The sequence below is a fragment of the Pedobacter sp. GW821-FHT01D05 genome (assembly GCF_059422505.1).
Window position 1 is genome coordinate 822282 of record NZ_JBWKXA010000002.1, and the last position, 24149, is coordinate 846430.

16 protein-coding genes are annotated in these 24149 nt (G+C 39.7%); 8 read left to right on the forward strand and 8 right to left on the reverse strand.

The genetic code is table 11. The features are described from left to right. Positions 1-61 precede the first annotated feature (61 nt). Positions 62-1486: an alpha-L-fucosidase gene (locus tag AC07VK_RS11645; RefSeq protein WP_492960555.1), complete on the forward strand. Its 1425-nt coding sequence runs from the start codon at positions 62-64 to the stop codon at positions 1484-1486. A gap of 2 nt (positions 1487-1488) precedes the next feature. After that, positions 1489-4161, forward strand: a complete 2673-nt coding sequence (locus AC07VK_RS11650; protein ID WP_492960557.1) for a beta-glucosidase — start codon at positions 1489-1491, stop codon at positions 4159-4161. A 234-nt stretch (positions 4162-4395) separates the two neighbouring features. Here AC07VK_RS11650 and AC07VK_RS11655 read toward each other — a convergent pair whose 3' ends face one another. From AC07VK_RS11655 to AC07VK_RS11680, 6 genes are all read right to left on the reverse strand, one after another. Next, positions 4396-5481 (reverse strand): Ldh family oxidoreductase, encoded by a 1086-nt coding sequence (locus tag AC07VK_RS11655; protein WP_492960559.1) that lies wholly within the window; start codon positions 5479-5481, stop codon positions 4396-4398. A 110-nt stretch (positions 5482-5591) separates the two neighbouring features. Continuing rightward, positions 5592-7178 (reverse strand): bacillithiol biosynthesis cysteine-adding enzyme BshC, encoded by a 1587-nt coding sequence (gene bshC, locus AC07VK_RS11660; RefSeq protein WP_492960561.1) that lies wholly within the window; start codon positions 7176-7178, stop codon positions 5592-5594. A 156-nt stretch (positions 7179-7334) separates the two neighbouring features. After that, the gene (locus tag AC07VK_RS11665; protein ID WP_492960563.1) at positions 7335-9179 is read right to left on the reverse strand and encodes an alpha-L-fucosidase; all 1845 of its coding nucleotides are present in this window, start codon (positions 9177-9179) and stop codon (positions 7335-7337) included. A gap of 388 nt (positions 9180-9567) precedes the next feature. Further along, a complete protein-coding gene (locus AC07VK_RS11670; RefSeq protein WP_492960565.1) occupies positions 9568-11472 on the reverse strand; it encodes a DEAD/DEAH box helicase in 1905 nt (634 codons plus the stop codon). A 555-nt stretch (positions 11473-12027) separates the two neighbouring features. Further along, on the reverse strand, positions 12028-12810 hold the full coding sequence (locus tag AC07VK_RS11675) for a fatty acid desaturase family protein (protein WP_492954833.1): 783 nt from the start codon (positions 12808-12810) through the stop codon (positions 12028-12030). A gap of 35 nt (positions 12811-12845) precedes the next feature. Next, on the reverse strand, positions 12846-13313 hold the full coding sequence (locus tag AC07VK_RS11680; RefSeq protein ID WP_492960567.1) for a DUF4293 domain-containing protein: 468 nt from the start codon (positions 13311-13313) through the stop codon (positions 12846-12848). Positions 13314-13595: 282 nt separating this feature from the next. Here AC07VK_RS11680 and AC07VK_RS11685 point away from each other — a divergent pair, with 282 nt between their 5' ends. The 6 genes from AC07VK_RS11685 to rlmF all read left to right on the forward strand — a co-directional run bounded on the left by AC07VK_RS11685 (position 13596) and on the right by rlmF (position 22458). Beyond that, positions 13596-16085 carry a prolyl oligopeptidase family serine peptidase gene (locus AC07VK_RS11685; protein WP_492960569.1) on the forward strand — a complete coding sequence of 830 codons (2490 nt, stop codon included), beginning with the start codon at positions 13596-13598 and terminating at the stop codon, positions 16083-16085. Positions 16086-16158: 73 nt separating this feature from the next. Beyond that, positions 16159-16911, forward strand: coding sequence for a tRNA pseudouridine(38-40) synthase TruA (gene truA, locus AC07VK_RS11690; protein WP_492954836.1), 753 nt, complete (start codon positions 16159-16161; stop codon positions 16909-16911). 123 nt (positions 16912-17034) lie between these two features. Further along, on the forward strand, positions 17035-18804 hold the full coding sequence (locus AC07VK_RS11695; protein ID WP_492954837.1) for an ABC transporter ATP-binding protein: 1770 nt from the start codon (positions 17035-17037) through the stop codon (positions 18802-18804). Positions 18805-18861: 57 nt separating this feature from the next. Continuing rightward, a complete protein-coding gene (locus tag AC07VK_RS11700; protein ID WP_492954838.1) occupies positions 18862-19887 on the forward strand; it encodes an isoaspartyl peptidase/L-asparaginase family protein in 1026 nt (341 codons plus the stop codon). A 61-nt stretch (positions 19888-19948) separates the two neighbouring features. Continuing rightward, positions 19949-21235: a C4-dicarboxylate transporter DctA gene (gene dctA / locus AC07VK_RS11705; protein WP_492954839.1), complete on the forward strand. Its 1287-nt coding sequence runs from the start codon at positions 19949-19951 to the stop codon at positions 21233-21235. Positions 21236-21441: 206 nt separating this feature from the next. Continuing rightward, positions 21442-22458, forward strand: coding sequence for a 23S rRNA (adenine(1618)-N(6))-methyltransferase RlmF (rlmF, locus tag AC07VK_RS11710; protein ID WP_492954840.1), 1017 nt, complete (start codon positions 21442-21444; stop codon positions 22456-22458). A 211-nt stretch (positions 22459-22669) separates the two neighbouring features. On the opposite strand, the gene AC07VK_RS11715 is transcribed toward rlmF, so the two are convergent. Next, a complete protein-coding gene (locus AC07VK_RS11715) occupies positions 22670-23359 on the reverse strand; it encodes a VIT1/CCC1 transporter family protein (protein WP_492954841.1) in 690 nt (229 codons plus the stop codon). 89 nt (positions 23360-23448) lie between these two features. After that, the gene (locus AC07VK_RS11720) at positions 23449-23877 is read right to left on the reverse strand and encodes a cupin domain-containing protein (RefSeq protein WP_492954842.1); all 429 of its coding nucleotides are present in this window, start codon (positions 23875-23877) and stop codon (positions 23449-23451) included. Between the last annotated feature and the right edge of the window lie 272 nt (positions 23878-24149).

Below are 24149 nucleotides of genomic sequence, written 5' to 3' on the forward strand. Positions count from 1 at the left end.
TTTAAACAATTTTCTAATCCCAGCTCTTTCAAAAAGGGCTGGGATTTAAATTAAATAAATTATGAAAAACTTCTTTAAACCGCTCGTACTTTTTTCGTTCCTTGTAAATACTGCACTTGCCCAGCAAAACGATATTATGCCGCAATCCGAGATTTACGAATGGCCCAAAGATGAAGCAGTAAAAAAGAAATTAGAACACTGGCAAGATCAAAAGTTTGGAATGATTATCCACTGGGGGCTTTACGCTGTTCCAGGGATTATCGAATCTTGGTCAATCTGTTCTGAAGACTGGATTGATAGAGATAGTACGATAAAGTACGATGATTATAAGAAATGGTATTGGGGCCTAAATGAAAAATTTAACCCAACAAAATTCAACCCTGAGCAATGGGCCAAAGCTGGTAAAAGTGCAGGAATGAAATATCTGGTGTTTACCACCAAACATCACGATGGCTTTGCCATGTTCGATACCAAACAATCTGATTTTAGCATTGCAAAAGGTCCTTTTTCAACCAATGCTAAAAAAGATGTAGCCAAATATGTGTTCGATGCTTTCCGTAAGGAAAATTTTATGATCGGTGCTTATTTTTCTAAACCCGATTGGCATTCTCAATACTATTGGTGGGACAAATATGCCACCGCAGATAGAAATAACAATTACGACATCAGAAAGAATCAGTGGCGGTGGAATATGTTCAAAAGTTATACTCAGAACCAGATTGGCGAGTTAATGAACAATTACGGAAGCATTGATATTTTATGGTTAGATGGCGGATGGGTTCGTCCCAGGGCTAGTGTAAATAAAGAAGTACTTTCTTGGGGTGCACCTATTCCAGAGTGGAGTCAGGATATCGATATGCCTAAAATTGCCGCTGATGCCAGAAAAGCACAACCTGGTTTAATTGTGGTAGATAGAACGGTACATGGCCAGTTTGAAAACTACCAAACCCCTGAACAGAAAATCCCTGAAAATCAGTTAAATTATCCATGGGAAAGCTGCATGACTTTAGGTGGAGCCTGGGGTTTTGTACCCAACGATCAGTACAAATCGGCAGGCGAAGTGGTTCATAAATTAGTAGAAATAGTAGCCAAAGGTGGAAGTTTGCTTTTAGGCATCGGTCCTAAAGCTGATGGAACGCTCCCTGATCATGTGATTACAAGATTGGATGAAATTGGTAAGTGGACCAGTAAAAATGGTGTTGCCCTATACGGAACAAGGATTACTAAAAACTACCATGATGGGCAAAACTGGTTTACGCAAAGTAAAGATGGTAAAACTATTTATGGCATCAGTTTAATTGGCAGTACCCCAAACAAAGAAATTTCATGGCAAGGGAGTATGCCTAAAAAAGGAAGTCTCATTACTATTTTGAGTACCAACCAAAAGGTAAAATGGACATTGAAAGATGGCAAGGTACACTTCGATTTTCCTAAAACAGAGGAGAAAATAGCCTTAACTTTTTCTTTTACACCCGAAACTAATTAGCAATGCAGAAACCAAGGAGATACCTTTACTTATTGCCTGCCTTGTTTTTCTGCAGTGGCCTTTTTGCTCAAGTTAAAAAAGGGCAATCTTTACCCTATAAAAATCCGAAATTAAGTATCGACTTGAGGGTAAAAGACCTCATTTCGAGAATGACACCGGAAGAGAAATTCTGGCAGTTATTTATGATCCCAGGTGATGTTACACCTGAAAATAAGACACAATTTAAAAATGGTATTTTCGGTTTGCAGGTGAGTGCAGCCGCACAGGGAAGTGGCAATGCACAACAAATGTTGACCTATAATACTTCTGAAGACGGACTTTCTCTGGCTAAAAAGGTCAATAAAATTCAAAAATATTTTGTTGAGGAAACCCGTTTGGGCATCCCGATTATTCCATTTGATGAGGCTTTACACGGTTTGGTTAGGCAAGGTGCCACGGCCTTCCCGCAATCAATCGGTTTGGCTGCAAGTTTCGATACTACTTTAGTGGCCAAAATCGGTGCCGCTATTGCCAATGAGGCAAGGGCACGCGGTTTGAGAGATCTTTTGGCGCCTGTAATCAATATGGCTACAGACGTAAGATGGGGCAGGGTAGAAGAAACCTACGGAGAAGATCCTTATTTAACAACCGTTCTGGGCCATGCTTTTATGAATGCCATAGAAAGGCAGAATATCATTGTTACCCCAAAACATTTTATTGCCAATGTTGGCGATGGCGGTCGCGATAGTTATCCGATTGAAATGGATAAACACTTTTTGGAAGAAATCCACTTTCCGGCATTTAAAGATGGGGTTAAAAACATAGGTATCCGTTCATTAATGACTTCCTATAACAGTGTTTTTGGTACTCCGGCAACTTCCAATAAATGGCTACTTACCACTAAACTAAAAACAGAATGGGGCTTTAAAGGTTTCGTAATTTCTGATGCAGGTGCAGTTGGCGGGGCCAATGTATTACATTTTACAGCTAAAGATTATAAAGATGCCACAGCGCAATCAATTAACGCGGGCCTTGATGTAATCTTTCAGGTAGATTATAACCATTACAAACTTTTTCTACCTGCATTTTTAGATGGTAGCATTCCAAAAACGAGAATAGATGATGCATTGTCAAGGGTGCTGAAAGCTAAATTCGAGCTTGGGCTGTTTGAACATCCTTATGTTGATGAAAATATAGCCGAAAAGATGTTAAGCGATCAAAGTAACCATAATTTGGCCAAAGAAGCTGCCTTAAAATCTTTCGTGCTTCTGAAAAATGATCGAAACACGCTTCCGTTAAAAAGTGCAAAGCAGATACTACTGGTAGGGGAAGATGCTGTAGAAGCCAGGTTAGGTGGCTACAGCGGTACTGGAAACAATAAGATAAATATATTGGATGGCTTAAAAAACGCAGTATCCAATAATGTTAAGGTTAATTATGTAAAAGGCAGTAGCCGAGAACTGCAATCTTATATTCCGGTAGATAGCCAGTTTCTTTCTGTTAATCAGAAAGCAGGATTAATGGGAAGCTACTACAAAGGGCTTCAATTCTCAGGGAAACCCGTTAAAGAAGTAAATGATAAGGCCGTTAATTTTAGCTGGACATTATACCCGCCAGATGAGCAGCTCCAGCTGGATGATTATTCGGTAAGGTGGACTGGTAAAATTAAGGTGCCACAAAATGCTGATGTTAATATCGGATTGGAGGGAAATGATGGTTACCGATTATACCTGGATAACCAATTACTTATCGATAATTGGGACAAAAAATCTTTCAATACGAAGATCGTTCCATTTCATTTCGAAAAAAATAAGGAGTATGCAATTAAGGTCGAATTTTTTGAACCTAAAGGCAATGGTAAAATCAAACTGATCTGGGATTATAATATCAGAAAATCAAACGAAATAGCCGATGCAGTTGCTGCCGCAAAAAATAACGATGCAATTGTATTTGTTGCAGGGATAAAAGAAGGAGAGTTTCTGGACAGGGCAATGCTCAACTTGCCTGGTAATCAAGAAATGTTACTGGAAGAGCTCGCAAAAACCGGGAAACCCATTATCGTGGTATTAACAGGCGGAAGCGCCATTAATATGCAGCCTTGGTTAAATAAAGTAAACGCAGTTTTAAATGTATGGTACCCAGGCGAAGCAGGCGGTAGCGCCATTGCAGATGTACTGCTTGGAAAGGTAAATCCATCAGGTAAACTTCCAATTACCTACCCGGTTGACGAATCGCAATTACCGCTGGTTTACAACCATAAACCTACGGGCAGAGGCGATGATTATAACAACTTAAGCGGTGAACCACTTTTTCCATTTGGATATGGATTAAGTTATACCAACTTTTCTTACACAAACTTGAAGTTTAATCGTGAAAGTATCGCTAAAAATGAAACAACTACTGTAAGCTTCGAGCTTAAAAATACCGGCAATTACGATGGTGAAGAAGTAGTACAGTTATACATGAGGCCTTTGTTAAGCAAATTGGCTCAACCTGTTCTTGCACTACGTGCTTTCCAGCGGATACATTTAAAGGTTGGTGAAACAAAGGTAATTTCATTCAAACTGGATAAAGAGGTGCTTCAAACACTCAATATCAATAATGTATGGGAAATAGCTCCCGGGGAGTATAGAATTATGATCGGATCATCAAGTAAATCACTTTACTTAAAAGATAACTTAACTGTTAAACCTTAAAAAAATATCTCCTATGGTTGGGTATAAACCATATCAAGTAATTTTGCCGCAGATTCTGGTTAAATCTGCGGCTTTTTATTTTATTCCGTCATTGCGAGGAGGAACGACGAAGCAATCTAAAACGCAAGATTATTTTTACAGTATTAAGATTGCTTCGGCTCCTTCATATCCAGCCGCTATGATAATTTCGCGATCTTCGCACTTTTTCTCAGCGCCCTTTGCGGTTAAATGAAACTATTTTAGCTCTTCTATACCCAATTTCACTGCAAGTTCATTCAGGTCCTTTACCACAACATCAATGATCGGAATACCGCTGATTTTCCTTTCCTGCTCAAATTCATGTTCAGGTTCGCCAGGGATGATTACTTTTTTGTCAGGATCGATCGTTTTTGCACTTTTAAAGCGTTCTACCCAATTATCTAAATGGTTTTTGAAGTCTGCAGCCGGCCTGAAGCCATCTACTCGCATAGCGCCTAAAAAGTGGCCAAGTCCTTCGCCGACCGGATTTGCCGATGGTTCTAAGAAAGCTACAAAAGGAGGTACCCAGGGCCCGTAATTGGCGCCAGATAATACCGCTGATAAAATATCAACCGTAGCACTCAGTCCATATCCCTTATGACTGCCATGGTCTTTGTCGCTACCTAAAGGTAAAAGCGAACCGCCGTTTTTTAATTCGTTCGGATCGGTAGAGTTTTCTCCGCTTTTATCCTGAACCCAGCCATCAGGAATACTTTTATTGGCGCGTTGGGCAATTTCCAATTTGCCATTTGCTGCAGCTGCAGTAGCCATATCCACAATTACAGGCGGATATTTTCCGGCCGGGAAAGCGTAACACATCGGGTTGGTACCCAGTAAACGTTCGTTAGCATATGTAGGGGCTACCAAAGGGCTTGCATTGGTCATGCTGATGCCGATCATATCTTTTTCTACCGCCATTAAGGCATGATATCCCGCAATACCGAAGTGGTTGGAGTTTTTAACGGATACCCATCCACTACCATACTTTTCTGCTTTTTCGATGGCAACTTTCATCGCGAAAGGGGCTACAACCAGACCTAATCCGGCATCGCCATCAACAGTGGCAGTAGTAGGTGTTTCATGTACAATTTTAATGTCAGGAGTAGCATTAATTCTTTTCTTTTCCCAAAGGCGTACATAACCACTTAAACGGGCAACGCCATGCGAGTCGATTCCGCGTAAATCTGAGCGGATCAACACATCGGTTGCTAAATCGGCATGTTCATCAGAGCAGCCCATTTTTTTAAAAACGTTATAAGTAAAAGTCCTGAGGTTGGTTTCGGTAAAAGTGATGAAGTTCATTTTATACTATTTGTCGTTAGCCTGTCCCGATTTTACATCGGCATCAGGGTCTTTTTTGATAGATGCTGATCCCGAAGCTTCGGGATCAGCATGACGAATCTAAAAATAAATTACGGTAACAAAACGGTAAAATCGCCGCCCAGTGGCTCAAAGTTTTCTATGCATGAGGAAAGAAAATCTTCTCCGTAATTAACATACATAGGGGCAATATTTAAGATTCTTTCTTGCAGTGTTCCATTTGGGAAAAGTCTTTTCTTAACATTGTCGATCTGCAGCAATGCCGTTTCGTGTTTTCTTTTTTCGGCGCGGAATAGTTTCTTTTCCAGGTTAGCCAATAAATGATTGGTTCGTTGTTTTGCCGTATCAGTAGAAACAGAAAGTGTTTTATCTATTTTATAGGCATTTAGTTTAATCTGATCGAAAATGCTGTTAATTGCTCTGGTTTCATCGGCTAAACTCAGCAATGCCGTGGTATTTCGCTTTACCCAAATGTTTTTTAGTTCTTCAACAGGTAAGAAAATATCTTCCAGAGAGAAACCTAAATGATATAAATTCTGTGCACTGCGTTTATCAATCAATAAAGCCGAATTACGCAATAGTAAAACCGGAAAATCAACTTTATAAAAGTCGAAATTTGCTTTTAACTGCATCCAATAAGCTACTTCTGCACCGCCACCTATATACGCAATGTTTGGCAAAATCACTTCCTGGTACATGGGGCGCATCACCACATTCGGACTAAAGCGCTCGGGATATGATTCGATTTCGGCTTTTAGTTCCGCTTCCGTAAAACTAATGTCTGTATGATTTACAATGTATTTTCCTTTTTCGAAGATCAAACGCTCACGCAAATTATCGATAAGGTAAAAGAAGTTAATGTCACGGCCGTTTACCTGGGTTTTATAGCCTAAATCCTCCAGGTTTTTCGAACTTTCGTCGATATTTTTTGCACTATTATGCTGAATAACATCTTCGGTAATGATATTCGCGAATTGTTTTTTTAGTTGTGCATCATCAGCATTTACAATCACCAGGCCATATTTCTCGAATAAGTTATTCACCAAAAACCTGGTGGCGTCGGCTAAATTATCGTGTTGCAAATAGGCCTGTTCTACCAATTTGGCAATTCGTTTTCCGTTTTTAGAAATTCCGAGGTATCCCTTATAAGCCGTTACTGCTGCGGCGACGGTTTTGGTGCTTAGTCTTCCGGTAGCACCGTTGGTTTGTTGTATCCAGCTAATGTTCTTTTCATCAACACTTACGTGGTTAATTTCATCAAAATCGTGATCCTCTGTTGCCATCCAATAAACCGGAACAAAGTTTTTATCGGGATGGGCCATTTTTAACTCAATGGCTAAATTAATGGTAGTTACAATTTTGTAAATAAAATAAAGCGGACCGGTAAAAAGGTTCAACTGGTGGCCCGTGGTAACCGTAAAGGTATTCGCTAAGCCTAAAAGTTCTATGTTTTTGGTAACCGATTTATTCGGCTGTAAATGCCGGTATTGATCTTGTAAAACCTGAACTAAAGTTTCTCTGTTCCCTAAGAAATTTCTATGCTCAATTGCTTTGGCCAAGCCCTCCATATCAGGACGATAGCTGTAAAAAGCTTTAAGCTGTTCTTCGTCGTTAATATAATCTAAAACCAGTTTTGAAAATGATCCGGTTTCCTGATATGAGATATATTTTGCCTGCATGATGTGCGAAAGTAATGCAATTTAAGGATAATCGTAAAGTCGCGCCACTATTTTACAATTGTTAAATAATTTTTTGCCACGGAAGCACAGAATCACGGAATTTCCATATAGCCGTCATCCTGAGCGGAGTCGAAGAATCTTTAGGATAGAAAATAATTAAAGATTGCTCTCAATCGCGCCAACTTTTTCACGGTACAAATCAATCGGGCTATCTAAAAGTACTGCAATTACGGTTAATTCTGGATCTAGTTTGTCTTTAGGCACCGGAATGTAAACAATACCCGGTATTTTGCTCCAGTACAGTTTGTTATAAATTTCATGTGGCAGCATGGTACCTTCACCCACAATCCTGATCCTGCTGATGTTGTTTTTTAAACCTTTAATGGCAATAGGTCCGGTTGGTGTACCTTCTACAAATAAATAAAGGGTTTGTTTATCTGCAGAAAGTGCCGTATTGCCTTGGTAATGGCCACTAGGGATGCCTTTGCCTGTTTTGTAAAGGACCTCGGCATTTTTGATTACCCAGTTACTAACCTTTTGATCTACGTTGTTAATTCCAGGGTTAAAGTCTAAGCCATCAGCAGGTAAACCGGTATTTTGAAATATATTTGTACCTGAATTTAAGTTAATGGCCAGTTTGCTCAGGTTTAAGTTGGTTAAACCCCGTTGTTTGGGCGCAGCATATAAGTCTGCGAGCGAAAGGCTTTCCTGTTTGTCTTCAACGAGCTGAATAGGGCCGTTTAATGATACTTTTAGAACGGTTACATCGCTGTCAAAATCGGCATCTTTTAAATTAAGCAGATAATCTGTTTCATTTAGCTTAATTATATATGGCTGTGCTTTGCTGCCAACTACCTCAATCTTGTTTATTTTTGATTTTATACCTGATAGTAAAATCCCGTTTTTGGTTTTATAATCGAGATACAGGTACAATATATCTTTGTTTTTGGATAAAGTAGTTTTTCCATCGATATGCCCATCTGGGATCCCGGCCTGTGTACTGTAAATAGCTTCTGCGTGTTTTTGAGTCCAGCGGCCTAAATCTTTTAAAATTTTAACCTGTTCTGGCGCAATAGTTCCATCCGCTTTTGGTCCAATATCAAGCAATAAGTTACCGCCCATGCTGATACAATCAACCAGGGTGCGGATGATCATGTTTGATGATTTATAATGATTATCATAAGGCTGATAGCCCCACGAATCGTTCATCGTGTAACAAAGTTCCCATTCTGGTGAGCTTGGTTTTACAACGGGAACACCTTGTTCCGGCGTATCGTAATCGCCATGCCCGTTTAAGCGAGAGTTGATAATGATATTTTGATTTACCTTACGTAAGTTAGATAATATGTTTTTAGCCTGCCATTCTTCTCCACTATGCTCCCAATCGCCATCAAACCATACCAGGTCGGGATTATATTTGGCCGAAAGTTCGTTTAATTGCCCCTGGAAATAATTCTGAAATTTTTTAAAGCGTACGGGATCCTGTTTATAATCATAACGTTTTCTGTCGCGGGTAAAACCATCATAATCCGGATAACTCCAATCGGGTAATGAAAAATATAACCCTGTTTTAAGGCCAGATTTTTTAAGTTCGGCCACGAATGGAGTGATTAAATCTTTTTTTGCAGCACTATTTTTTAATGTGGTAGTGGCTAAAGGAGCTTTACTATCCCAAAGGGCCACGCCATCATGATGTTTTGTGGTAATTACTGCATATTTAGCCCCGCTTTCTTTAATCAGGTTTACCCATTCTTCAGGTTTATATTTTGCTGCCGTAAAGCCATTAAGCTGTTTCATGTAGGCATCATGATTGATGTAGTTGTTAAAAAATGACCACGATTCGGAAATGCCATTAACCGAATAAATACCCCAGTGGATGAAAATACCCAGTTTGGCATCAGCAAACCATTGCATTTTTTGATCGGAAACCTTTTGTTGGGCAGAAAGTTCACTAGTGATGAATAGGGAAAATAAAATGATGAAAGACTTTAAATAACGCATGATCTGTTTAGTATATCTAAACGTTAAATATAATGTTTTATAGCTGTTTTTTAAACAAAAATTGGGTGTGAAGTCAGGTGTTACCATCTGACTGGAGATAGATTTAGTAAAGAAATTGTAAATGGATATTATATTTGCTTGAAGGTAACTATCGAAGCCTTAAACTAAGAATTCTGTTATATGTCAGATGGTAACATCTGACATCACATATGTCTGTTGATGAGATACCGACAGATATACGAATAGATTTAGCTTCGCTGAGCACTTCGTGGTTCTCAACTGCGTTGCCCTTCGCTCGAAATGACGATCCTCAAAACAACAAACTTTTACGCATAAAAAAAGCCGCCCCGAAAAATCGGGACGGCTGTAAAATATTTGGTTTAGTGATTTACCATTTTTTTCTGCGTTCGCCGCCTTCACGGTTTCCGCCTTCTCTGCGTGGGCCTCCAGTGTTACCACCTTTGTCGTCACGGCTACGTCCAGAGAAATCTCTGAAACCACCACCTTCACGGTTTCCGCCTTCGCGTCTTCCGCTACCACCGCCAGATCTTCTCTCGCCACCGCCACGGTAACCACCGCCGCCGCCGCTTCTGCGTTCTCCGCCGAAACCACCGCTACGTCTTTCACCGCCACCGCGTCTTTCGCCAGCACCTTCACCACGACCACCATCTCCGCTTTTCTCGATACGTACCTGACGTCCGTTAAACTCAACAGATTTAAAGCCTTCAAAAACTTTGTCAGCTACATCGTCTTCCACTTCAAAGAAAGAGAAAACACCTTTTAAATCGATTTTACCAACGCTTTTGCCGCCAATTTTACCGTTGTTACAGATAAATGACAACATATCGCCACGGGTAAACTCATCTACAGAACCTAAGTTGATGAACAAACGGGTGTAGCCTTCGCTACCACGTCCACGTCCGGCACCTCTTTCGCCTCTGTCTGCACCACGGTCGTCGCCAACTGCTGCATTTAAGTCAGGTGCTTTAGAATAGTAATCCAAGAAACGGTTAAATTCTAATGAAGCAAAACGTTTAATTACATCTTCTTTTGATAAATCAGCAAATTCATCCATAATACGTGGAATGTACTGATCAATCTGTTCGTTATTAACTTCTACATTGTGTACTTTATGTACCAAAGAGAATAATTGTTTTTCACAAACATCAAATCCTGTAGGAAGCTCAGCTTTGGTAAATTGTTTACCAATAATGCGCTCTAACTGACGGATTTTACCTAATTCTTTAGAGTTGATGATACAGATAGAAATACCTGTTTTACCGGCACGGCCGGTACGGCCAGAACGGTGGGTATAACTTTCAATTTCGTCAGGTAAAGAGTAGTTGATTACGTGTGTTACATTGTTTACATCGATACCACGTGCGGCAACATCAGTAGCAATTAACAATTGCATGTTACGCTCACGGAAACGTTGCATTACTTTATCACGTTGTTGTTGCGATAAATCGCCGTGTAAAGCATCAGCATTGTAACCATCTTTAATTAAGTGCTCGGCAACATCTTGCGTATCCAATTTGGTTTTACAAAATACTACAGCAAAAATTTCAGGGTTAAAATCTACAATACGTTTTAAGGCAGCGTATTTATCACGTGCACGAACAATATAATATTCGTGTTCGATGTTTACATTACCTGTATTTTTTGTGCCCATGGTTAATTCAACAGGGTTATCCATATAGTTTTTAGCTATACGGCGAACTTCTGCAGGCATGGTAGCCGAGAATAACCAGGTTTTTTTGTCATCAGGAGTGGTTGATAAAATGTCGTTGATATCGTCCTGGAAACCCATGTTCAACATCTCGTCAGCTTCATCAAGCACAACATATTTAACGTTAGTGAAGTCAATGGCTTTACGGCCAATGATATCCAACATACGGCCGGGCGTGGCCACTACGATCTGAACGCCTTGGCGTATTTCGCGTAGTTGTTGCATAATGTTCGCGCCACCGTAAACGGCAACAACGTGGGCATTAGCAACGTTTTTAGAAAAGTTTTTAAGGTCGTTAGCGATTTGCAAGCATAACTCACGGGTAGGGCATAAAATCAATGCCTGTGGTTTATTAACTTTAAAATCGATTAGTTCTAACAGCGGCAAACCAAATGCGGCTGTTTTTCCTGTTCCTGTTTGGGCCAAACCAACAAAATCATTAGTGCCTTCTAACAGTACAGGAATACTTTGCTCCTGAATAGGTGTTGGAGTTTCAAATCCAAGATCCTTTACGGCATTAACGACGTCATCACTTATCCCCAATAATTGAAATGGGTTTGTCATTCGTCTTTTTATTTTTAATTGAGCCGCAAAGGTACGGTTAATATTCCGTATTTCACAGATAATCAAGTAAATAGTTTTTTAAGCTAAATATTTGAAAATAAGGAAGTAACAGTGGATGTAAGAATGGATGATGGAAAAGGTGGGACGGAACTGGTTTAAGTTGAGGTCGTGATTGTAATAGAGACAGGTGTTTTTTATTTGGAAAGCGGCTGCAGTGGGGCTTAGGTTACTTCAGTCCCGTTTTCCGTTTCAATCTTTTTAAACCTTTCAGGTTTCAAAAGGATTTTCACTCCAACCGGGTTTAGTTGGCAGGGCTGGAGGTAAAAATTTGAGTTTACCGCATCAGGACCATCAAACAGTTTTATTTAGATGGTCTTTAACGAGCCATTGCTAAAAACATCGGTATTCAAGCCTTTTATCTCCGCTTAAGATAAAACGAATCAGGGCTTTTGGCAATTTTAGCCTTACCAAAAGTCTGGATGCGACTGTTGCAAGAACTTAAAATAACTGAAGTAATTAGCAGAAAAAAGGTGGATTGACAAATTTTTTTAGACATTAGAATGTATTCTTCTTCTCTAAATCAGGTAGAGATTCATCGATTCTTCTGGCTAGCTCTGGTAATTTAATTGTTGGTACTGCAGGGAATAGATGGTGTTCGAGATGATAAAACATGCTGAAAGTAACTTTATTTTTCCATCCATCTCTTTGTGTTCTCGCAAAATCAGGATTTTCTTCTGTATCGTGATGAACTGACCAAACAGCAAAGAATGCCATTAAAAATTCAGCAATTACCATAATAATAACATGGTAAATTAAGAAGTTAATTTGAAAATAAAAGATCAATCCTAAAAATACAATAATGGATAATAATTCAATAATTACATTTTTGACATATTTTTTGTTGCCCAATTGTAAAGTGACTTTATGGATTAAAAACATGTGTATCGGGCCATAAAGTATTGCACCGTACCATGTCATCCCTGCCGATTTACCTTCGTAATCTTCTGCAGTTAAGCAATATTTATGGTGCCGGATATGATTAAATTTGATGGCATGTATTGAGGATACCATCAGTATGCTATTAGAATACAAAGAGAACCAGGTTAAGAATTTGTTTGTTCCCAACGAATTGTGAAAGCCATTATGAACTTGCCTTAATCCAGTTAAGAAAAAGAATGCTGAAAATGGTAATGCAAATAAATAATAACCATAGTAGGCCAATGTTAGAGAAATCAATAACCAAGGGATGGTTAAATTATTTTCTATCAACATTTCTTTTAACGAAAGACTTCTTAAGTCTTTCCATTCAACTTTTTTAAGTATTTCTGAGTGTGTCATACCCCTGTGATTAATTATTCTCTGTCGATGTATTTCTATCTTAACCTTTCAGCAGAACGGATTAATCTTTCATCTTTATTGATGCCAAAAATAGCCAGTACAACGAATAAAATGGCCAATGCCGGTAAATAAGCACCAATACCAAAACTGGCACCTTCAATACCACCAGGTAGTTTTTTAGCATAAACACTGCACCAAAAAGCAAAACCTCCAATTAGAATGATCGAAATAACTGCAGTGCGTTTTTGAAAACTTCTTTTTTTATAGTTGAAGATATTCATTAAACAAATAAATGCAACAGCTATGTTGGTGATAATTAAAGGTAGAAAAGATTGAACTTTAAGACCTATGCCTGCTTTAATGGTTAAAGTTTGGTATAGCCCGGTGGTGTATACCGCTGATTCTGTTCCTGCAACATCTTTTGTGGCGATGGGTAAAAACAACATTAAAACTAAGGTTAGTGCTGCTAAAAAGAGCCAGATCGATTGTATTCTTTGTATCATGAATGAAAAATGTATGGGAACAAATCTAGCCTTTTTTGAGAAAAGAAAGAAAGATTAAAGTTCCCGGCCAGGCCAGGGATTAATAAGATGCATTAAATGCAATTTACGATAGATATTTTCCGCCCAACGCCAAACACTTAACGCCAAATACACTATTCTGTACTTTTCCCTCAACTGTATTTTTAGATCGCTTTGGGTAAAAAAAATATTACATCCAACTGTTCTGCGATGGCAGTCTTTTAAATCGGTTAACTTTGATCAACCATGCCAATAAAACGATTTATGCTCAAAAAAATACTTTTTCTAATTCTCCTGCTTGCTGCAACAAACACCTTTGCTCAAGATACCCTTAAATTTGAACTGGCATTAACGGTAGCCAGTGGTAGCCGTTATGGGCGAGAAGCTGTTTATACCGATTTACTGGCCTGGAAAATGGCCAATGGAAAATTAGAAAAGCCGACCGAAAACGGAGCGTTTTCAGCAGGAAAAGATGGTCAAAAAGTATTATGGAAAGCCATTAAAGCAGATGCTAATGGCCGTTTTAGTGCATTCACTAGAAGATCTTTTCAGACTACCAATAATCCTTTCCTAAATCCGGGGAGCATAGATAGGGGTTCTGATTATATCTACATTGCTTACACTTCTCCTAAAGAACAAACTGCAATTTTAAATGTAATTGGTGGCAATAGTTTGTTTTTCAATGGTACGCCACATATGGGCGATCCTTATGCATCGGCTTATATGAATATTCCGGTTCAATTAAAAAAAGGTGTAAACGAACTTTTTGTAAGAGGTGCCAGCATATTGCCAATGATTATTATTAACACCAAAAAGTTACTTATTCATACGGATGATATTACCTTGCCGAGCATTGTGCTTAATCAGGCAAACACTGTATTAAGTGGTGCATTAACGGTAAGTAATTCTTCATTAAAGGATGTTAACGATTTGCACATTAAAACCATCTTAAATGGCAAACAGCGGGAAGTGGCCATTTCGCGCATTGCAAAACTCAGCATGCGAAAGGTGATTTTTGAACTGGATGCAAGTGCTATAAGTACATCAGGTAATTATAATCTTGAAATACAGCTGCTGCAAAACAAGACAATTTTAGATCAGAAAACGATTGTAATTGAAGCTTTAAGCAATTCATCAAGCTATAAACAGACTTTTATCAGTAAAATTGACGGCAGCTTGCAGTATTTCGCAGTTACGCCGCAACTTAACGGCTGGAAACCAAATTCAGCATTATTTCTTTCTGTACATGGTGCTGGTGTAGAAGCTATTGGTCAGGCGAAAGCCTATAAATCTAAAGACTGGGGAACAGTGGTTGCTGCCACTAACCGCAGGCCACGCGGTTTTAATTGGGAAGATTGGGGCCGTCAGGATGCTTTAGAAGTATTGGCTCTGGCAAAAGATCAGTTTAAACCAAACGATAAACAGATTTACCTCACCGGCCATTCTATGGGCGGCCATGGAACGTGGTTTTTAGGTGCCACTTATCCCGATAAATGGGCTGCTATTGCGCCTGCTGCTGGTTATGCTTCGCTTAAAGATTACGGCTCTGCTGATGGGAAAATTCCTGATAGCAGTAAAAATCTGATAGAAAGGATGTTGTTAAGGGCTGGAAACCAGAGCGATGTTCCAAAATTAGTAACTAATTATACACCACTGGGTGTTTATATTCTTCACGGTGATGCCGATAGGGTCGTACCGGTTAGTTATGCAAGACAAATGAAGGAATTGCTTGCTGGTTTTCATGCCGATTTTAGTTATTACGAATACCCGGGCGGCGAGCATTGGTTTGGCGATCAAAGTGTAGATTGGCCACCTATTTTTAGTTTTTTTAAGTGGCATACTATTGCCGCCGATTCTGCTGTAAACCGAATCGATTTTACCACATCCAGTCCGGGTATTTCGGCTACCTACCGCTGGGCCACCATTTATCAGCAAACGCAGCCTTTACAATATAGTCGCATCACTTTAACAAGAGACAGGAAGCTATCAACCATTGTTGGTAAAACCGAAAACGTTGCGCTTTTAAAGTTGGCTTTAACAGATTTTGCAGCTAAAACACCCATAAAAATTACTTTAGATAGTTTAACGGCTATTAATTATACCACACAAAATATTAACGATACCCTGTTTTTGGAGAAAAATAACGAAGCATGGCAAATCATCACCAAAATTGATAAAAGAGATAAAAACCCGTTGCGATATGGCACTTTTAAAGAGGCTTTTAATCATAAAATGGTTTTTGTAGTGGGGACAAATGGCACTGCCGAAGCCAATCTGGCTAATTTAAATAAAGCCAGATACGACGCTGAAAGTTGGTATTACCGTGGTAACGGCGCAATTGATATCATCATGGATAAAGAATTTTCGGCATCAAAATACCAGGGGCGTAATATTATTTTGTACGGAAATTCCGAAAATAATACAGCCTGGAAAACATTACTGAAAGATTGCCCGATACAGGTAAGCAATTCGCAAATAACCACAGGACAAGGCAGCTGGAAAGGTGATGATTTAGCAGCTTATTACATTTGGCCTCAACAGGACAGTAAACTATTGATAGGCGTAGTGGCCAGTACCGGGGTAACGGGGATGAAAGCGGCTTATGCCAACCAATATTTTGCCGGCGGTAGCGGTTTTCCTGATTTTATGATATTTTCGTCTGAATTACCAAAAGAAGGAAGCAAAGGCATAAAGCTGGCTGGTTTTTACGATAATAAATGGCAATTTGACGAAAAAAATACCGCTAAGCTTTAGTTACGGGCTACTTATAATAAATGTAGCGCGCTTTCCTTCTAAATAAAAAGGAAAAAAGTATTTTTGCATCACTTTGAGTAAAAAAAGGTATTTCATCCAATTGGCTTATGATGGCAGCTTGTACCATGGCTGGCAAACACAGCCTAATGCAATCACCGTTCAGGAATTGTTGGATAAGGCGATGTCTGTTTTTTTTAGACAGCCAATAGAGTCTTTGGGTTGCGGCAGAACGGATGCTGGCGTGCACGCAACTGATTTTTATGCCCATTTTGATGTGGAAGGTGTAGAAGAGGCAAAGGTTTTAAACGCAGTAACAGGCATCAATGCCATGTTGCCCTATCAAATTGCGGTAAAAAAAATTATTCCCGTGCATGATGATGCCCATGCCCGCTTTGATGCAACCGCCCGCGCTTACAAATACTATATTCACTTTGAAAAAAATCCTTTTAAACTTAACCGGTCATGGTTGGTTAAAGATAAATTGGATGTAGAAGCGATGAACAATGCGGCCTCACTGTTATTAAATTATACTGATTTTTCGTGTTTTAGTAAATCAAACACGCAAACTTTTACAAATAACTGTAAAATAACCAAAGCCGTTTTCGAGCAGCAGGAAGATGGATTAGTTTTTACCATCCAGGCCGATCGTTTTTTGAGGAACATGGTGAGGGCCATTATGGGTACTTTGGTACAGATTGGTAAAAAAGAAATAAATTTAACGGATTTTAAAGCAATAATAGAAAGTAAAAACCGCAGCAATGCCGGGCAATCGGTGCCTGCTTGCGGTTTATACTTAGTGAAGATAGAATACCCTTATATAAGGTAGAAGGTTAAAGGTGTAAGGTAAAAGGTTTGGCGACCGCTTTACAAGATAAACTTTTCCTTTATTGAAATTTGTGTAAGATATGTAGGGCCTTAAACCCTAAACCTTACACCTTAAACCATAAGCATGGCAGTTACAGGCGACGTATATAACACCGGATTACTGAAACGTATTTTTCAATACGTAAAGCCTTACCGTGCCGTTTTTGTGTGGTCGGTTATTTTAACCATTCTGCTGGCGGCCATTTCTCCGGTGCGTCCGTTTTTAATTAAATATACACTCGATCATTATATTTTAACAGGTAATTATTCTGGTCTGGTAAATATGACTATGCTGATGATCTTTATGTTGATCTTACAGACTTTGATCCAGTATAATCACACACTTTTAACCAATACACTGGGGCAATCGGTTATCCGCGATCTTCGGATCAATGTTTTTAACCACATTACCAAACTCCGCTTAAAGTTCTTTGATAAAACACCCATCGGACAATTAATTACCAGAACTGTTTCCGATTTGGAAACCATTGCTGATATCTTTTCGGAAGGTTTAATCTCGATGATAGGCGATAGTTTGCAGGTGGTGGTGATTGTGTGCGTAATGTTATACACCGATTGGCAATTGAGTTTAGTGGTGCTTTTGCCCATTCCGTTGTTGATTATTGCTACCCGAAAATTTCAGAAAGCGATTAAGGTTGCTTTCCAGGAAATCAGGAATGAGGTTTCTAACCTGAACACTTTTTTGCAAGAACACATTACTGGCGTTTCTATTGTGCAGTATTTTGCAAGGGAGAAACAGGAATACAGAAAATTCTATGCCATTAATAAGCGCTATCGCGATGCCAATATCCGTTCTAACTGGTATTATTCTATCTTTTTTCCGGTGGTTGAGTTAATATCAGCCATGTCTTTAGGTTTGTTGGTATGGTACGGCGCAAAAAGTATCCTTTCTAAACCGTTAGATGTAACGCCCGGAACGATCACACAGTTTATCATGTACCTGGGGATGGTGTTTACGCCAATCCGCCAGTTGGCAGATAAATTTAACACATTACAGATGGGTATGGTTGGCGCCGAACGTGTTTTTAAAGTTTTGGATACTGACGAAACTACGCCAAATACGGGGACGCAAAAGCCAGCCAGATTAGACGGAAATATTAAATTCGAAAAGGTTTGGTTTGCCTATAATGATGAGAACTACGTACTGAAAGACCTTACATTTGAAGTGAAGGCTGGCGAAACTGTGGCCTTGGTAGGCGCTACAGGTGCTGGTAAATCTTCTACCATTAATATCCTGAACCGTTTTTATGAAGTGAAAAAGGGAGATATCACCGTAGATGGCATTCATATCGAAGATTTTGATCTGGATTATTTAAGAAGCCATATTGCCACTGTACTTCAGGATGTTTTCTTGTTTTCAGATACCATTTTAAACAACATTACACTAAATAACCCCGAAATTACCATCGAAGAAGTGGTGAATGCTGCTAAAAAGGTTGGTGCGCACGATTTTATCGAACGTTTACCGGGTGGTTATCAGTATAATGTAATGGAAAGGGGAGCTACCCTGTCAGCTGGCCAGGCGCAATTGATTTCGTTTATCCGCGCCCTCGTGCATAATCCGGCTATTTTGGTTTTAGATGAGGCCACTTCATCCGTTGACACCGAAACCGAATTATTGATCCAGAAAGCCATTGATAACTTAATGGAAGGCCGAACCTCAATTGTAATTGCCCACCGTTTATCCACCATTCAAAAGGCCGATCAGATTATTGTGCTCGATAAGGGCGAGATAAAAGAAAAAGGAACCCACCAACAATTGTTAAAGTTAAACGGCTATTATAAAAAACTTTACGATCTGCAGTTCTCATCCAAAGGGATAGCTAAAGTTTAAACACATTTATTCCCGAGGATTTTCTTAATTTAACAGCTTCTTAAACCCAATAGGAGGATGAAACGGTTAAAATTACTTGCCTTGTTCTTGTTTTCGGCTTTAGCCTTGCAGGTTTCTGCACAGCAGAAAAAATATGTAATGGTGATTCACGGTGGTGCCGGCACCATTCTCAAAAAGAACATGAGTCCCGAAAAAGAGGCTGCTTATATCGCTGCCTTAACAAAAGCATTAAATGCAGGCTATGCAGAAATTAAAGCAGGTAAATCGAGCCTCGATGCTGTTGAGGCAACCATTCACGTTTTAGAAAACGATCCTCATTTTAATGCGGGTAAAGGCGCTGTTTTTACTCATGATGGCAGAAATGAGCTCGATGCCGCAATAATGGATGGAAAAACCTTAATGGCTGGATCGGTTGCCGGAGTAACTACCATAAAAAATCCAATTTCTGCAGCCAGGGCCGTGATGGAAAAATCGGAACATGTAATGATGGTTGGCGCTGGTGCCGATCAATTTGCAAAAGAAGTCGGACTGGAAATCGTAGATCCAAAATACTTCTGGACTAAGGAACGTTGGGATGGCTTACAAAAAGCCATTAAAGAAGATTCTACCAAAGCGGTGTTAGATCATGGAAACAAGAAATCGGAATTATTTGGAATTAAAAACCACGATTATAAATTCGGTACAGTGGGTTGCGTGGCTTTAGACAAGGCTGGAAACCTGGCAGCTGGAACATCAACCGGTGGTATGACGAACAAAAAATACGGACGTGTGGGCGATGCGCCGATTATTGGTGCGGGTACTTATTGCAATAACGAAACGGCTGGTATTTCCTGTACTGGTTGGGGCGAGTTTTATATCCGCAATGTGGTGGCCAAAACGATTTCCGATTTAATGGAATATAAGGGATTGTCTGTTGCAGAGGCATCGAAAATTGCTTTAGATAAAGTAGGCAAAATGGGTGGTGATGGTGGTTTAATTGCTTTAGATAAAAAAGGCAATATAGCTATGCCATTTAATACCGAAGGCATGTATAGAGGCGCAATTACTGCCGACGGGAAAATTGAAGTCAGTATTTATAAATAAAATTATTTTATGCCTACTCTGTTGTATTCAATAGCAAGCCAAAACACCTAAAAAAATAAAGATGACATTTATAGAATTCGTAAAGAAATTATTTGCCAACTTAACCTTTCAGGTTATCATAGCCATCATAATCGGGATTAATGTTGGGATTTTCTTCCCGGGTTTTGCGCCCACGGCTAAATTAATCAGTCAGGGTTTTATCAACCTGATTAGCATGTTAATTGCACCAATTATATTTTTTACCATTGTTTTAGGAATCGCACACATGGGCGATATGAAAAAAGTAGGCAGGGTGGGTGGCAAAGCATTGTTATATTTCGAAATTGTAAGCACAGTGGCTATTGCAATTGGTTTATTGGTGGCTAATATTTTAAAGCCGGGTGCCGGAATGATAACTAAGGCTAGCGATGCTACAAAAATTGTAGGTTATGCCGAGCAGGCTAAAGATATGAACTGGGCAGAATTTTTCCTGCATATTATTCCGCATAATGTGATTGCCGCTTTTGCTGAAGGAAATATTTTACAGATTTTGCTGTTTGCCATTCTTTTTGGTTATGGCCTGAATAAATTGGGCGGAGAGGGAACAAGCGTTTTAAATGCCTTCGATAAAATATCGAAAGTACTCTTCAAAATTATGAAGGTAATTATGCGTTTAGCACCAATTGGTGCTTTCGGCGGAATGGCTTTCAGTATTGGTACACATGGTTTGGAAAGCATAGTGGGCATGGCTAAACTAATGGGTTCGGTTTATTTAACCTGCATCCTGTTCATTTTTATCGTTTTAAATGGAATTTGCATGTACTATAAATTTAGCCTATGGGCTTACCTGAAGTATATCCGACAGGAAATTTTAATTGTACTGGGTACTTCTTCTTCTGAATCGGCCCTGCCAAGCATGATGCAGAAAATGGAGGCTATTGGTTGCGATAAATCAGTTGTTGGTTTGGTTATTCCTACCGGCTATTCCTTTAATCTTGATGGAACGGCAATTTACCTGGCCATGGCCGTTATATTTCTTTGTCAGGTTTTTCATGTCGATTTATCCTTAGGTCAGCAGATTACGGTTTTAGGTGTGCTCATGGTTACCTCTAAAGGTGCTGCTGGGGTAACGGGTAGTGGTTTTATCGTTTTGGTATCAACCTTAACCGCTTTGAAAATTATGCCGATAGAACATATCTCCATATTAATTGGCGTAGATCGTTTTATGAGTGAAGCCAGAGCAATAACCAATGTAATCGGAAACGGCGTGGCTACGATAGTGATAGCTAAAAGCGAAAAGCAGTTCGATGAGGCAAAGTATCAGAAAGCCATTCAGCCTGCAATGATAGAAAAAGCAGAGGAGGTGTAGTTGTGAGTTTTCAGTTCTGGGTGCAGATAATTTAGCCACGGAAGCACAGAAATCACGGAAAATTTCTTGTAATTATGTTATCGTAAATCTTTGTTTTTATAGCACATGCAAAACCCTTCTACCCTCAGCCTTCACACCTTCAGCCTTTTTTATGTACCTTTGTCGTAGAAACATGCACACAGCTTGTTTAATTAATCCACAGCACATTGGCTCAAGAAGAACAAAATAACCGCAAAGAAAAAAGCGAGTTACACCCACGCAACAAACACCGTTCGCGTTACAATTTCAAACAACTTATTGCAACCTCAAAAGAATTAAAACGTTTCGTTTTTAAAAACGAACACAATGATGATTCTATTGATTTTGCTGATCAAAGTGCCGTTAAGGCACTTAATAGGGCATTGTTGAAGTATTTCTATAACATTTCACAATGGGACATTCCTCAGGATTTTCTTTGTCCGCCTATTCCGGGCCGGGCTGATTATATCCATTACGTTGCCGATCTTTTAGGGTCGAGCAATAAGGGTAAAAATCCAAAAGGAGCTAACATCAATGTATTGGATATCGGCGTAGGTGCTAACTGTATTTACCCCATCATTGGGCACCAGGAATATGGCTGGAGTTTCGTAGGTTCTGAGATCGATCCACTTTCGGTCGATTCGGCAAAACGCATTATCGAAGCCAATAAACCATTACAAGGGGCAGTAGAAATTCGTCAACAATCTTCAAAAATGGGTATTTTTAGAGGTGTTGTAGGTGGTAAAGAAAGGTTCGATGCGGTAGTTTGTAACCCACCGTTTCATGCTTCTTTAAAAGAAGCCGAGCAAGGTACCCGTCAGAAATGGCGTAACCTGGGCGGAAATGAAAAGGAAGTAAAACACGTATTAAACTTTGGCGGTAACAAGGCCGAACTTTGGTGCCCGGGTGGTGAGCGCGCTTTCGTAGAGCAGATGATTATCCAGAGCGAGCAGATCAAAAATCAGGTTTTATGGTTTACGTCATTGGTATCAAAAAGTGCTAACTTAAAAAGTATCTACAGCGCATTGGTTAAAGCAAATGCTTTTGAGGTAACCACCGTTCAAATGAGCCAGGGGCAAAAAATAAGCCGTTTCGTAGCGTGGACCTTTCATGACGAAGCTGCACAAGCTGAATGGGTAAAAGCCTGGAAAACCGAACCGAAACCAAAAGCAGATAGTCCAAAGGCTGAAGTTAAAAGTCTTTAGTCTAATAATAGTAAAGCAAAGCCGGATTATAAAGTTAGTCCGGCTTTTCGTTTTTAGGATTATGATACGGGAAAAGCCAAGCTACATTCTGCGTTTATCATTTAAAATCAGCGGGAATAAATACGTTTAAATGGTTCACACAGATTACACGGATGTGCGCAGATTTTGCAACTATAGAACCGTCAACCGAGAACTGTAAACTGCCCATTGATTAACTGGTCTTTGCTTCAAAAATATACCCGGCCAGAGCAGTTATTACCATGGCCACTGTTCCCCAGAAACAAATCCGCAATATTCCTTTAATCATACTAGAGCCTCCTGCCTTTGCCGCAATTGCCCCCGATAAAGCTAGGAACATAATAGCGAAACCGTATTGGTAAAACACCATCGATTTTATTGGGGCAAGAAAAGCAACTAAAAAAGGTAAAATACCGCCGCTGATAAAGGAGGCTCCAGATGCAAAAGCAGCTTGAAGCGGTTTGGGCTGTGTAATTTCGTTAATACCCAGTTCATCTCTGGCATGTGTGCCTAAGGCATCTTTTTCGGTTAATTTTATGGCTACCTGCATGGCCAGATCTTCGTCAAGCCCCTGCGCAACATATATCTTTGCAAGCTCTTTCAGTTCCAATTCGGGCATGGTTTCGAGTTCTATCTTTTCTCTCGCCAAATCTGCTTTTTCAATATCCGACTGAGAACTTACGGAAACATATTCTCCGGCAGCCATAGATAATGCTCCGGCAACCAAACCGGCCAGTGCCGCCAATACAATCGGACTTCTGGTATCGCTCGCTGCAGCAATACCAATAACTAAACTGGCTGTAGAAATAATGCCGTCGTTGGCCCCAAGCACTGCCGCCCTTAGCCAACCTGTTCTATTGGTATAATGTTTTTCTAATTCCATTTTTGGTTAAGTATGCTGTACTTGTAGTATTCAATGTCCCCCTTCGAAGGGGGCTGGGGGATGAAAAACTAACGCAACTCCTAATATCATCATTTCTTCTCGTAAACAATCAGAATAGTCAAATCATTACCCGTATTCGGGGCAATACCATGCGAACTGCCAGGGCGGGTTAAAATGGCATCACCAGGTTTAACAGCGAAAGTTTTTCCGTTCATCTGCATGGTTCCGTTTCCACTAATCACATAATAAATTTCATCCTCTTTCTGCAAATGATAGCCTATAGCAGAGCCCGATTTTAAAGTACGTTTTTTAAAGACCGTTTTCAGGCTTTTCGCCTCCGCAAAAAAGTTAAAGCCGATGGTTTTGCCCCCACCGTTATGTGTACCGGGTTCTTCTTTAGCTACTTCAATATCGTTTTGAAGGATATATTTACTCGTATCGGTACTTTGTGCACTGGCCTTAACTGAAATAAAAGTAGCAGTAAAAATGGTTACGATTGGGATTAGCTTCTTGATCATATACGTTTTATAATTGGCTTAAGTTTTGTCTGGGTTTTTAGACTTCCCGCTTTGGTCTTTAGTCTTTTCGCTCAAAAGGTAAATTTAGGCGTTTTGCATGGATGTTGCCACAAGCACCATCACTTTGTTAATAAACCCGATCGCAGTGGTTCCGATTCTTCATCGGAAAGAACGGAGAGCGGGAGTGGAGCTCCCCAAAAGCACAGGACTGCTCATTTCCTAATCTTAAGCCTTAATGTTTTTGATTTGAAAACGAACGGTTTGTGGTTCTT

Bases quoted from the DNA above. Each gene is read 5' to 3' on its own strand.
- AC07VK_RS11645 (WP_492960555.1), top strand. From the start codon at position 62: ATGAAAAACTTCTTTAAACCGCTCGTACTTTTTTCGTTCCTTGTAAAT.
- AC07VK_RS11650 (WP_492960557.1), top strand. From the start codon at position 1,489: ATGCAGAAACCAAGGAGATACCTTTACTTATTGCCTGCCTTGTTTTTC.
- AC07VK_RS11655 (WP_492960559.1), bottom strand. From the start codon at position 5,481: ATGAACTTCATCACTTTTACCGAAACCAACCTCAGGACTTTTACTTAT.
- bshC (WP_492960561.1), bottom strand. From the start codon at position 7,178: ATGCAGGCAAAATATATCTCATATCAGGAAACCGGATCATTTTCAAAA.
- AC07VK_RS11665 (WP_492960563.1), bottom strand. From the start codon at position 9,179: ATGCGTTATTTAAAGTCTTTCATCATTTTATTTTCCCTATTCATCACT.
- AC07VK_RS11670 (WP_492960565.1), bottom strand. From the start codon at position 11,472: ATGACAAACCCATTTCAATTATTGGGGATAAGTGATGACGTCGTTAAT.
- AC07VK_RS11675 (WP_492954833.1), bottom strand. From the start codon at position 12,810: ATGACACACTCAGAAATACTTAAAAAAGTTGAATGGAAAGACTTAAGA.
- AC07VK_RS11680 (WP_492960567.1), bottom strand. From the start codon at position 13,313: ATGATACAAAGAATACAATCGATCTGGCTCTTTTTAGCAGCACTAACC.
- AC07VK_RS11685 (WP_492960569.1), top strand. From the start codon at position 13,596: ATGCTCAAAAAAATACTTTTTCTAATTCTCCTGCTTGCTGCAACAAAC.
- AC07VK_RS11695 (WP_492954837.1), top strand. From the start codon at position 17,035: ATGGCAGTTACAGGCGACGTATATAACACCGGATTACTGAAACGTATT.
- AC07VK_RS11700 (WP_492954838.1), top strand. From the start codon at position 18,862: ATGAAACGGTTAAAATTACTTGCCTTGTTCTTGTTTTCGGCTTTAGCC.
- dctA (WP_492954839.1), top strand. From the start codon at position 19,949: ATGACATTTATAGAATTCGTAAAGAAATTATTTGCCAACTTAACCTTT.
- AC07VK_RS11715 (WP_492954841.1), bottom strand. From the start codon at position 23,359: ATGGAATTAGAAAAACATTATACCAATAGAACAGGTTGGCTAAGGGCG.
- AC07VK_RS11720 (WP_492954842.1), bottom strand. From the start codon at position 23,877: ATGATCAAGAAGCTAATCCCAATCGTAACCATTTTTACTGCTACTTTT.